This window comes from Oryzihumus sp., from assembly GCF_054325275.1.
In genome coordinates this window covers 45,133-55,490 of record NZ_JBTCWL010000019.1, presented here as the reverse complement: position 1 = coordinate 55,490, position 10,358 = coordinate 45,133, and the positions used below count along the sequence as shown (strand labels likewise).

The window sequence follows — 10,358 nt, the reverse complement described above, 5'->3', positions numbered from 1 at the left end:
CCGTACGAGCGGCGAGGTGCCGGCGAGGTCCGGCACCAGGCCCAGGCTGGTCTCGCGCATGGCGAGCTGCACGTCGTCGGCGACCACCCGCAGGTCGCAGGCCAGGGCGAGCTGGAAGCCGGCGCCGATGGCGTGGCCCTGCACCGCGGCGATGGTCACCACCGGCACCTGCGACCAGATCGCGAACCCGCGCTGAAAGCCCTCGATCGCCTCGGCGAGCGGCTCCTCCCCCTGCGCGGCGAGGCCCAGGACGTTGACCTCGCCCGGGGCGCCCTGCGGGGTGAGCATCGCCCGGTCCAGGCCGGCGGAGAACGACGGGCCCTCGGCGCGCACGATGACGACGCGCACGGCAGGGTCGAGCGACTCCCCGACCGCGGCGAGCGCCGTCCACAGGCTCGGCGTCTGCGAGTTGCGGCGGTCCGGGTTGTCCAGGGTCAGCGTCAGCAGTGACCCGTCGCGCTCGGCGCGCAGGTGCGGGTGGGGCCGGGAGGTCTCGGTGCTCGTCACCCCCGCGACCCTAGGGGACTCAGGCCAGGGCGATGAGGTCGCGGTAGTCGGCGTTCCAGTGGTCCTCGACACCATCGGGCAGCAGCAGGACCCGCTCCGGCTCCAGCGCCTCGACCGCGCCCTCGTCGTGGCTGACCAGGACGACGGCGCCCTTGTAGGTCTTGAGCGCGCCGAGGATCTCCTCGCGGGAGGCCGGGTCGAGGTTGTTGGTGGGCTCGTCGAGCAGCAGCACGTTGGCCGAGGAGACGACGAGCATGGCCAGGGACAGCCGCGTCTTCTCGCCACCGGAGAGCACCCCGGCCGGCTTGTTGACGTCGTCGCCGCTGAACAGGAACGAGCCCAGCACCTTGCGGGTCTCGGTCTCGTTGAGGTCCGGCGCTGAGGACTTCATGTTCTCCAGCACGGTGCGGTCGGTGTCGAGGTTCTCGTGCTCCTGGGCGTAGTAGCCCAGCTTGAGCCCGTGACCCGGCTCGACGTCACCGGTGTCCGGGGCGTCGACGCCGGACAGGATGCGCAACAGGGTGGTCTTGCCGGCGCCGTTGAGGCCGAGCACCACGACCCGGGAGCCCCGGTCGATGGCCAGGTCGACGTCGGTGAAGATCTCCAGCGAGCCGTAGGAGCGGGACAGCCCGGAGGCGCGCAGCGGGGTCTTGCCGCACGGCGCGGGGTCGGGGAAGCGCAGCTTGGCCACCTTGTCGGCGACCCGCTCCCCCTCGATGCCGGACAGCAGGCGCTCGGCGCGCTTGGCCATGTTCTGGGCTGCCGTGGCCTTGGTGGCCTTGGCCCGCATCTTGTCGGCCTGGGCGAGCAGGGTGCTGGCCTTCTTCTCGGCGTTGAGCCGCTCCCGCTTGCGCCGGCGCTCGTCGGTCTCGCGCTGCTGCAGGTAGGCCTTCCAGCCGACGTTGTACAGGTCGAGCTCGGCCCGGTTGGCGTCGAGGTGGAACACCCGGTTGACCACGGTGTCGAGCATCTCCACGTCGTGGCTGATGATGATCAGCCCGCCCTTGTAGGCCCGCAGGTAGTCGCGCAGCCAGATGATCGAGTCGGCGTCGAGGTGGTTGGTCGGCTCGTCCAGCAGCAGGGTCTGCGCGCCGGAGAAGAGGATCCGCGACAGCTCCACCCGGCGGCGCTGGCCACCGGAGAGGGTGACCAGCTCCTGTCCGAGGATGCGCTCGTCCAGCCCCAGCGCGGAGGCGATGGCCGCGGCTTCGGACTCCGCGGCATACCCGCCGCGTGCGGCGAACTCCTCGTCGAGGCGCGCGTAGCGGGCCATCGCCTTGTCGCGCGTCTCGTCGTCGGCGCTGGCCATCGAGCCCTCGGCGGCGCGCAGGTCGCGGATGATCCGGTCCAGGCCACGGGCGGACAGGATCCGGTCGCGCGCCAGCACGTGCAGGTCGCCGGTGCGCGGGTCCTGCGGCAGGTAGCCGACCTCGCCGGAGGTGGTCACCGAGCCGGCGGCCGGGCTGCCCGCGCCGGCGAGCACCTTGGTCAGCGTGGTCTTGCCGGCGCCGTTGCGCCCGACGAGGCCCACCCGGTCCCCCGCCGCGATCCGGAACGTCGCGTCGGCCAGCAGCAGCCGTGAGCCCGCGCGCAGCTCGATCCCGGTGGCGGCGATCACGGCAGGCTCCTTGGGGTGGTGCGGGTGGGAGAATGAGGCGTCGGTATGCCGTGTGCCCGCCCCTGGCGGGCGGCAGTCGGTCCGGGCCGGCTGGCTAGTCTACGGTGCGACGACCCCTCGCCCCGACGACGCGACCTGCCGGAGGCACCGCATGAGCTTCAACGACGACGCCGGCCTGGACACCTCGCAGGTCGAGAGCGGCGGTGGTGGCGGGTTCCCCGGCGGCGGCCTGGTCGTCGGCGGCGGCGCGGGCGGCATCCTGCTGCTGATCCTGGCGCTGGTGTTCGGCCCGGGCGTGCTCGGTGGCCAGGGCCCCTCGACGGCGGGCGGTGCGGGCTCGGCGGGCTCCGGGGGGACCAGCCAGAGCGAGATCGCCCAGCGCTGCCGGACCGGCGCCGACGCGAACGCGAACGTCGAGTGCCGCGTGGTCGGCACGGTCAACAGCGTGCAGTCCTACTGGGCCACCGCCCTGCCCCGGTTCTTCGGCACCAACTACACGCGGGCGACCACCCGGCTCTACTCCGGCGCCGTGCCCTCGGCCTGCGGCACGGCCTCCAACCAGGTCGGCCCGTTCTACTGCCCGCGCGACGGCAAGGCCTACATCGACGCCAGCTTCTTCACCGAGCTCACCTCCCGCTTCGGCGCCGACAGCGGGGCGCTGGCGCAGGAGTACGTCGTGGCCCACGAGTACGGCCACCACGTCCAGGACCTGCTCGGGGTGCTCGACGCCGCGCAACAGGACCCGCAGGGCCCCGAGAGCGGGTCCGTGCGCATCGAGCTGATGGCCGACTGCTTCGCCGGGGCGTGGGCGCACGACGCCAGCACGACCACGGACGCCCAAGGCAACACCTACCTGAAGCCTTTGACGCAGAACGACATCCGCTCGGCGCTGTCGGCCGCATCAGCGGTCGGCGACGACCGGATCCAGCAGAAGGCCCAGGGCCGGGTCACGCCGGAGTCGTGGACCCACGGCTCGAGCGCGGAGCGGCAGAAGTGGTTCCTCACCGGGTACCGGTCGGGCGATCCACGCCAGTGCGACACCCTGCACGCAACCAGCCTCGGCTGAGCGGCACTCCCGGGCCGAGTGCCGGGTTCTCGTCGGTCTAAGGTCGCCACCATGGCCCTCCCGCAGTCCCGGCTCGTTGTCGGCTTCGACCTCGACCTGACCCTCGTGGACTCCCGGGAGCGGATCATGCGCTCCTACATCCACGCGCTGCGCGACGTCGGCGTGGAGGTCAGCCGCGAGGACCTCGAGCCGCACATGGGCATCCCGCTGACGCACACGGTCGCCGCGGTGGCACCGGCCGTGGACGCCGACGCGCTGGTCGCCCGCTACCGGCGCTACTACGACGACCCGGCCTCCCCGCCCACCGAGCCGATGCGTGGCGCGGCCGAGGCGCTGTCGGCCGTCCGGCAGCACGGGGGCCGCATCGTGGTGGTCTCGGCCAAGTACGTCCCGGCCGTGCACACCGCCCTCGAGGAGGCGGGGCTGGTCGACCTCGTCGACGCGGTCTACGGCGAGCTGTTCGCCGAGGACAAGTCCGCTGCCCTGCTCGAGCAGGAGGCCACCGTCTACGTCGGCGACCACCCGGGGGACATGGCCGCAGCGGCCGGCGCCGGCGCCCTCGCCGTCGGTGTGACCACCGGCTCCCATGACGCACAGGCCCTGAGCGCGGTCGGGGCCGCGGTGACCCTGGAGCACCTCGCTGCCTTCCCCGGCTGGCTGCGGGGACACCTGACCGGCCGCTGAGGTCCGCCGGAGGCCGGAGCCTCACGGAGGCGGGCAGCCCGCGGACGCGGCGCCCCGGCATACGGCGGTCACATGGCAAGACGGCGGTCTCGGCATGCGGTCTTCGGCGCTAGCGTCGCGGACATGCCCACCCCCGCGGAGCCCGCCCCACGACGGTGGCTCATGCTCGCGCTGGGGACCGCCGCGCAGACGGCCGCCTCGACCCTGCTGTTCGGGCTGCCGTTCCTCCTGCCGGCCCTGCGCGAGGAGGACCAGCTCACGCTCGCGCAGGCGGGTGCCCTGGTGGCCGCACCCTCCCTCGGCCTGGTCCTCACCCTCATCCTCTGGGGCGCGTTCGCGGACCGGTATGGCGAGCGGCTTGCGCTGTGGTCCGGCCTCGGGCTGACCGGGGTGCTCGCCCTCGCCGCCGCACCGGTGGACGCCCCGTGGGCCAGGGGTCTGCTGCTCGTGCTCGTCGGCGCCGCCGGGGCCTCGGTCAACGCCGCGAGCGGGCGGCTGGTCATGGGCTGGTTCGGCGCCGACCAGCGCGGGCTGGCCATGGGCATCCGGCAGATGGGCCAGCCGCTCGGGGTCGCGGTCGCGGCGGTGCTGCTCCCGCCGCTGGACCGCGCCGGCGGGATCACCCTCGCCATGGCGGGCCCGGCGGTCCTGTGCCTGGCCGTGGCCGTCCTGCTGCTGGTGCTGGCCGCCGACCCGCGCCGGGCCGACGCCTCCGGAGGTGACGGCACGCGCCCCCGCTCGCCGTACCGGCAGTCCTGGGCCCTGGCCCGGGTGCACCTCGCGAGCGCCCTGCTGGTCGTGCCGCAGTTCGCGACGGCGACGTTCTCGGCGGAATACCTCGTGGCCCAGCAGCACTGGGACGCGGCCGATGCCGGGCGGGTGCTGGCCGTGGTGGCCCTGGCCGGCGCGCTGGGCCGGCTCGCGGTCGGCCGCTGGTCGGACCTGGTCGGCAGCCGGCTGCGACCGATGCGTCAGGTGGCGCTGCTGTCCGCGCTGACGATGGCGTTGGTGGCCGCGGCAATCCAGGCCGGCTCGCCGCTGGTGCTGGCCGCCCTCGCTGCCGCATCGGTGGTGTCAGTCACCGACAACGGGCTGGGCTTCACGGCGACGGCCGAGCTGGCGGGCACCGCGTGGTCCGGACGCGCCCTGGGCACGCAGAACACCGCGCAGAACGTCGCCGCCTTCCTCACCGGGCCGCTGGTCGGGGCACTGGCCGGCGCCCGCGGCTACGGCACGGCGTTCGCGGCCTGCGTGGCCCTGCCGCTGCTTGGCGCCTGCGTCGTCCCGGTCCGCGCCGAACGCTGACCCTCCGCCGTGACCGCTGCCCCTCCGCCGTGATTGCCGCGGCACCGCCCGGGGTACGGTTCACAGGTTCGCCCGGCCTGTCGGCAACTCCGCCCCCAGGTCCAACCTGAAGGTCCGGTGCTTCCATGTTCTCGTCCTCGCCTGCCCAGGCTCCCTCCCCGCCCCCGCCCGAAGTGACCCTCGTGCCGTTGGCCGCGCACGCCAAGGCCCAGGGGGTCTCCACCGGCAGCCTGGCCCGCCGCGCCCGCCGGGGCCAGATCGAGGGCGCCACGCTCATCGCCTCCCGCTGGTACGTCCCGGACCCCGCCCCGACGGCCTCGGTCGCTGCAGCGGAGGTCCAGACCGACCCCGGCCTCAGCCTGCCCGAGCCCCCGGTCTGACCCACCCGGCCCCCGGGGTCGGCGGGCCCCGTCAGTAGGCCACCGTCAGCCGGCGCTGCGCCGGGTCGATGGTGATCTCCCCGCCGTACGGCAGCACCAGCTGGGGGTCGGTGTGGCCGAACTCGATCCCGGTCACGGTCGGCACGCCGGGGTGGTACTCCGCGAGCGCGCGCAGCACCGCCGCCTCCTGGTCGCGGGTGTAGGCCTCCCGCGCCGGCAGGTCCAGCGGCCGCTCGAACGACCAGGCCTTGGGTGCGGCCACCAGGACCCCTGCGAGCTCCTCGAGCATCCCCCGCTCCCCCATGCCCATGAGCACCCGGTAGACGTACTCCGCCGGCGGCATCTCCTCCGAGGTCTCCAGCAGCAGGACACACCCCCGGTATGCTGCGGGGTCCAGGATGTGCCGCCCCGAGCGCAGGTGCATGTCCAGGATCTCCAGGCAGCCACCCCAGGACGGGCCGACCACGCGCCGCTCCTCTCCGTGCCAGCGCCAGCCGGAGCCGGGGCGCATGGGCGGTTCCGGGGTGCTGTCGCCCTGCTCCGCCCAGTTGCCACTCTCGTCCCCGAAGTCCGGCGACGGTGCGATGTCGACGGGCTTGCGCTCGAACAACGCGGTGCGCAGGGAATCCAGCGTCACCGGGTGCATCGCGCCGGGGCGTCCGAGGTGCACCAGCGTCGAGCCGCCGTGGTAGCCGACGATGCCCAGGTTCCACAGGTAGATGAGCAGGTTGGTGTTGTCGCTGTAGCCGAAGAAGGGCTTGGGGTTGGCCCGGATGAGGTCGGCGTCGAGGTGGTTCAGCACGAGGAGCTGGTCGCTGCCGCCGATGCTGGCCATGACGGCCCGGATCTCGGGGTCGGCGAAGGCGGCGTGGATGTCCGCGGCCCGCTCCTGCGGCGTCGCCCCGAGCCGGCGCGTCGTGGGGTACTCCACCGGCTCGACCCCCAGCTGCTCGCGCAGCCGCCGCAAGCCGAGCTCGTGCACGTGCGGGAAGGCGGCCGGGCCGGCCCACGACGGGGAGAGGATGGCGACCTTCTCACCGGGGTGGACGTGGTGGGTGTGGGACAGCACCGGACGCAGGACCATGGCCCGGATCCTCGCACGCTCAGTGGCAGGTGGTCGTGCCGCTCCCGGCTGGTTGGGGCTGGTCCGGTCACCGAAGTAGCTGAAGTAGCCCGACGCCCCCGGCACCGAGCAGCTGCTGCCGGAGTACTCGTGGTTGCCCACCACCGGGTGCGTCCGGGCGAGGTACTGGCCCCAGCTCTTGTCGTAGACCTGGTTGTAGCCGCTCAGCGTCCCGCACCCAGCACTGACCTACGTCACACCGTCCGGATGGCGCGCCCGCGAGGGGCTGCCTCGCCCCCTTCGCCGTGAGGCGTTTCCCTGCGTCGGATGACGTGCACCGGCGACTCGCGTCCTAGGTCGGGTCGCGCCCGGACAGGGCCAGCACCCGGTCCTGGATGTCCGCGGAGGACGTGGCGACCGCGGCGGCGAAGTAGCCGCTCTCGGCCAGCGCACTGCCCTGCGGCTCGAGGAACGCCAGCACCGCCGAGACCGCCTCGGGGACCAGCCGCTCGTCCAGCCCCGCGCCGCGCGCGACGTCCCAGCAGTGCACGCTCAGGTCGACCAGCATCTGCGAGGCGTAGAGGGAGGCCGGCACCAGCCCGAAGGACAGGTGGACCGGCTCCTCGTCGGTGGGCAGTGCCTGCCACGCCGCCAGGGACGCGGTGACGGCGGACTCCCACGCCGCGACCGGGTCGGCGCCGAGGTTGTCGCCGTCATAGCGGTCACCGACCTCGGCGAGGGTCTGCCCGCCCAGCAGGTGCGGCACCCACAGGTGCTCGGCGGTCATGTGGTTGACGACGTCGCGCACGCTCCACTCCGCGCAGGGCGTGGGGTCGTTCCACCGGTTCCGGGGCACGGCGCGCACGGCGGCGGTGAAGCGGGCGGCGGCAACGGGCAGCAGCGAGCGGTTCGAGGCCATGCCCATGGCTACCACGCCGCACCGTCAGGCGCCGTCGGACACGAGCACCCGCACGGCCCGGCCACGGCGCAGCGCCTGCTCCAGGACGGCCAGCCGGGGGTCGGGCAGGTCGGGCAGCTCCCGGCGCGGCAGGCCGGCCAGCGGCGCCAGCCGGGGGTCGGCCAGGACGTCACGCACCAAGGCCCGGTCACCACCCACGACGAGGGCACGCGGGTCCCCGGGCAGCACCAGCCGCAGCGTGTGGTCGGCCACGGCGGTGGCCAGGGCGTCGGCCTGGTTGCCCCGGCGCCGGGCATAGCGCTGCTGCGACCACCCGCCGGCGGCGGTGCGGGACTGCACGTAGCGGGTGCCGGCCTTGTGCGCGACGAGGCGCTCCCCCTCGGCCAGCCCCACGGCATACCCGCCGCGGCGCACGAGGACGAGCCCGACCGCCCGCGGCGGCTCGGCCCATGCAGGCAGGGCCTCGACCTCGCCGTCCGGACACGGGCAGGCGGGCAGCCACGGCTCCAGCACTGCCTGCGCCCCGTCGGGGGCGGCCAGGGTCAGCGTCCCCTCACCCGCGGTCCAGGCCGGTGTGCCGTGCCGCTCGCCGAAACCCGCCACCCAACGAGCGATGCGCGCCGGATCGACCTCGATCCGGCGCGCATCGGCGGGCGCAGGGCTGCTCACACGTTGAAGCCGAGCGCCCGCAGCTGCTCGCGGCCGTCGTCGGTGATCTTGTCCGGGCCCCACGGCGGCATCCAGACCCAGTTGATCCGGTGCGAGGCGACCAGACCCTCGAGCGCCTGGGCAGTCTGGTCCTCGATGACGTCGGTGAGCGGGCACGCCGCGCTGGTCAGCGTCATGTCGATGACCGCATGGCTCTGGCCGTCGACCGTGATGCCGTAGATGAGGCCGAGGTCGACGACGTTGATGCCGAGCTCGGGGTCCACGACATCGCGCAGCGCCTCCTCGACGTCGGCGACGTTGGCCGGTGTGCTGGTGGTCGTGTCAGTCATGACAGCTCCTGTGATGGGCTCGTGGTGTGACCCGGCGCCTGGGACGCCGTAGCCGAGATGTCGATGCCTGCCTGTGCCAACGCATCGGTGAACGCGGTCCATCCCAGCAGCGCACACTTCACACGGGCAGGGTATTTCGCGACGCCGGCAAAGGCCACGCCGTCCCCGATGGCCTCCTCGTCACCGGGGTCGGTGCCCTTGCTGGTCAGCATGGAGCGCATCGCGACGAACGTCTGCAGCGCCTCGGTGACCGGCCGGCCGATGACCTCGTCGGTGAGCACGGAGGTGGAGGCGGTGGAGATGGAGCACCCGAGCGCGTCCCAGGACACGTCACGCACGACGGCGTCGCCCCCCTCGCCCTCGACGTCGACCCGCAGGGTCACCTCGTCGCCACAGGTGGGGTTGATGTGGTGCACCTGGGCGCCGAACGGCTCGCGCAGGCCGGCGTGGTGCGGGCGCTTGGAGTGCTCGAGGATGATCTCCTGGTAGAGGTCCATCAGCCCTCCAGCCCGAACACGGCCGGCACCCGGTCGAGCGCTGCGAGCAACGCCTCGACCTCCTCGAGGGTGTTGTATGCCGCGAAGCTCGCCCGCGCGGACGCGGTCACCCGGAACCGGCGGTGCAGCGGCCACGCGCAGTGGTGCCCGACCCGCACGGCCACGCCGGCGTCGTCGAGCACCTGCCCGACGTCGTGGGCGTGCACGCCGTCGACCTCGAAGGCGACGGCCCCGGAGCGGTCGGTGTCGTCGGCCGGGCCGAGGACCCGCACCCACGGACGCTGGGCCAGGCCGGCGAGCAGCGCCTCGGTGAGGACGTGTTCGTGCGCGGCGACCCGGTCCATACCGAGCTTGGTGAGGTAGTCACAGGCCGCGGCGAGCCCGACAGCCTGGGCGGCCATGGGCACTCCGGCCTCGAAGCGCTGCGGCGGCGCGGCGTAGGTCGAGCCCTCCATCCGGACCAGCTCGATCATCGAGCCGCCGGTGAGGAACGGCGGCATCGCCGCGAGCAGCTCGGAGCGGCCCCACAGCACGCCGATGCCCATCGGGCCGAGCATCTTGTGACCGCTGAACGCGACGAAGTCGACGCCGAGGTCGGTCACGTCCACCGCCAGGTGGGGCACCGACTGGCAGGCGTCGAGCACGGTGAGCGCCCCGACGGCCCGGGCCCGCGCGACCAGGGTCGCCACCGGGTTGACCGTGCCGAGCACGTTGGAGACGTGGGTGAACGCCAGCACCTTGGTGCGCTCGGTGACCACCGTCTCGAGGTCGGCCAGGTCGAGTCGCCCCTCGTCGGTGACACCGAGCCAGCGCAGCGTGGCACCGGTGCGGCGGGCCAGCTCCTGCCAGGGCACGAGGTTGGCGTGGTGCTCCATCTCGGTCACGACGATCTCGTCGCCGGGACCGAGGGCGAACCGCGCTGCGACGGCCGGGTCGGCACCGTCCATGGCGCCGGGGGCCGCGGCGTTGCTGAACGCGTAGGCCACCAGGTTGATCGCCTCGGTGGCGTTCTTGGTGAACACCACGTCCTGCGACCGGGCACCGATGAACGAGGCGACCGTCTCGCGGGCCGACTCGAAGGCGTCGGTGGCCTCCTCGGCGAGCTGGTGGGCGCCGCGGTGCACCGCGGAGTTGTGCTGCTCGTAGAACGAGCGCTCGGCGTCGAGCACGGCGGACGGCTTGTGCGACGTCGCCCCGGAGTCCAGGTAGACCAGCGCCCGCCCGTCACGCACCTGGCGCGACAGGATCGGGAAGTCGGCGCGGATCGCGGCCAGCTCCTCGCTGGTGAACCCCTCCGGGGTGACGTCGGTCATCGTGGTCA

General features: G+C 73.6%; 12 protein-coding genes. 4 read left to right on the top strand and 8 right to left on the bottom strand.

All coding sequences use genetic code 11. The features are described 5' to 3' along the window. The coding region (locus ACXVGS_RS07060; RefSeq protein ID WP_458536777.1) for an enoyl-CoA hydratase/isomerase family protein at nt 1-507 on the bottom strand (507 nt) is incomplete at its 3' end. Between the two features lie 19 nt (nt 508-526). Continuing rightward, nucleotides 527-2,125, bottom strand: coding sequence for an ABC-F family ATP-binding cassette domain-containing protein (locus ACXVGS_RS07055; RefSeq protein WP_141788487.1), 1,599 nt, complete (start codon nt 2,123-2,125; stop codon nt 527-529). A 151-nt stretch (nt 2,126-2,276) separates the two neighbouring features. On the opposite strand from ACXVGS_RS07055, the gene ypfJ reads away from it, so the two are divergent. The 4 genes from ypfJ to ACXVGS_RS07035 all read left to right on the top strand — a co-directional run bounded on the left by ypfJ (nt 2,277) and on the right by ACXVGS_RS07035 (nt 5,560). Beyond that, entirely contained in the window at nt 2,277-3,191 is a 915-nt protein-coding gene (gene ypfJ, locus ACXVGS_RS07050) for a KPN_02809 family neutral zinc metallopeptidase (RefSeq protein ID WP_458531015.1), read from the top strand. 51 nt (nt 3,192-3,242) lie between these two features. Further along, nucleotides 3,243-3,875 carry an HAD family hydrolase gene (locus tag ACXVGS_RS07045; RefSeq protein ID WP_458531014.1) on the top strand — a complete coding sequence of 211 codons (633 nt, stop codon included), beginning with the start codon at nt 3,243-3,245 and terminating at the stop codon, nt 3,873-3,875. A gap of 123 nt (nt 3,876-3,998) precedes the next feature. Beyond that, a complete protein-coding gene (locus tag ACXVGS_RS07040; protein ID WP_458532709.1) occupies nt 3,999-5,180 on the top strand; it encodes an MFS transporter in 1,182 nt (393 codons plus the stop codon). Nucleotides 5,181-5,362: 182 nt separating this feature from the next. Beyond that, on the top strand, nt 5,363-5,560 hold the full coding sequence (locus ACXVGS_RS07035) for a hypothetical protein (RefSeq protein WP_458532708.1): 198 nt from the start codon (nt 5,363-5,365) through the stop codon (nt 5,558-5,560). A 31-nt stretch (nt 5,561-5,591) separates the two neighbouring features. On the opposite strand, the gene ACXVGS_RS07030 is transcribed toward ACXVGS_RS07035, so the two are convergent. From ACXVGS_RS07030 to ACXVGS_RS07005, 6 genes are all read right to left on the bottom strand, one after another. Continuing rightward, a complete protein-coding gene (locus ACXVGS_RS07030) occupies nt 5,592-6,785 on the bottom strand; it encodes a S66 family peptidase (protein WP_458536776.1) in 1,194 nt (397 codons plus the stop codon). A gap of 190 nt (nt 6,786-6,975) precedes the next feature. Then, entirely contained in the window at nt 6,976-7,548 is a 573-nt protein-coding gene (locus ACXVGS_RS07025) for a TIGR03086 family metal-binding protein (protein ID WP_458532707.1), read from the bottom strand. 18 nt (nt 7,549-7,566) lie between these two features. After that, nucleotides 7,567-8,211: an acVLRF1 family peptidyl-tRNA hydrolase gene (locus ACXVGS_RS07020; RefSeq protein ID WP_458536775.1), complete on the bottom strand. Its 645-nt coding sequence runs from the start codon at nt 8,209-8,211 to the stop codon at nt 7,567-7,569. Beyond that, the gene (locus ACXVGS_RS07015; protein WP_331110486.1) at nt 8,208-8,540 is read right to left on the bottom strand and encodes a metal-sulfur cluster assembly factor; all 333 of its coding nucleotides are present in this window, start codon (nt 8,538-8,540) and stop codon (nt 8,208-8,210) included. Before ACXVGS_RS07015 ends, ACXVGS_RS07020 begins: the two co-directional genes overlap by 4 nt. After that, nucleotides 8,537-9,037, bottom strand: coding sequence for a Fe-S cluster assembly sulfur transfer protein SufU (sufU, locus tag ACXVGS_RS07010; RefSeq protein ID WP_458534412.1), 501 nt, complete (start codon nt 9,035-9,037; stop codon nt 8,537-8,539). Before sufU ends, ACXVGS_RS07015 begins: the two co-directional genes overlap by 4 nt. Next, a complete protein-coding gene (locus ACXVGS_RS07005; RefSeq protein WP_458536774.1) occupies nt 9,037-10,350 on the bottom strand; it encodes a cysteine desulfurase in 1,314 nt (437 codons plus the stop codon). Before ACXVGS_RS07005 ends, sufU begins: the two co-directional genes overlap by 1 nt. Between the last annotated feature and the right edge of the window lie 8 nt (nt 10,351-10,358).

What these genes read in the sequence shown, in the direction of transcription:
- ypfJ (WP_458531015.1), top strand. Translation starts at nt 2,277, where the DNA reads ATGAGCTTCAACGACGACGCCGGCCTGGACACCTCGCAGGTCGAGAGC.
- ACXVGS_RS07045 (WP_458531014.1), top strand. Translation starts at nt 3,243, where the DNA reads ATGGCCCTCCCGCAGTCCCGGCTCGTTGTCGGCTTCGACCTCGACCTG.
- ACXVGS_RS07040 (WP_458532709.1), top strand. Translation starts at nt 3,999, where the DNA reads ATGCCCACCCCCGCGGAGCCCGCCCCACGACGGTGGCTCATGCTCGCG.
- ACXVGS_RS07025 (WP_458532707.1), bottom strand. Translation starts at nt 7,548, where the DNA reads ATGGGCATGGCCTCGAACCGCTCGCTGCTGCCCGTTGCCGCCGCCCGC.
- ACXVGS_RS07015 (WP_331110486.1), bottom strand. Translation starts at nt 8,540, where the DNA reads ATGACTGACACGACCACCAGCACACCGGCCAACGTCGCCGACGTCGAG.
- sufU (WP_458534412.1), bottom strand. Translation starts at nt 9,037, where the DNA reads ATGGACCTCTACCAGGAGATCATCCTCGAGCACTCCAAGCGCCCGCAC.
- ACXVGS_RS07005 (WP_458536774.1), bottom strand. Translation starts at nt 10,350, where the DNA reads ATGACCGACGTCACCCCGGAGGGGTTCACCAGCGAGGAGCTGGCCGCG.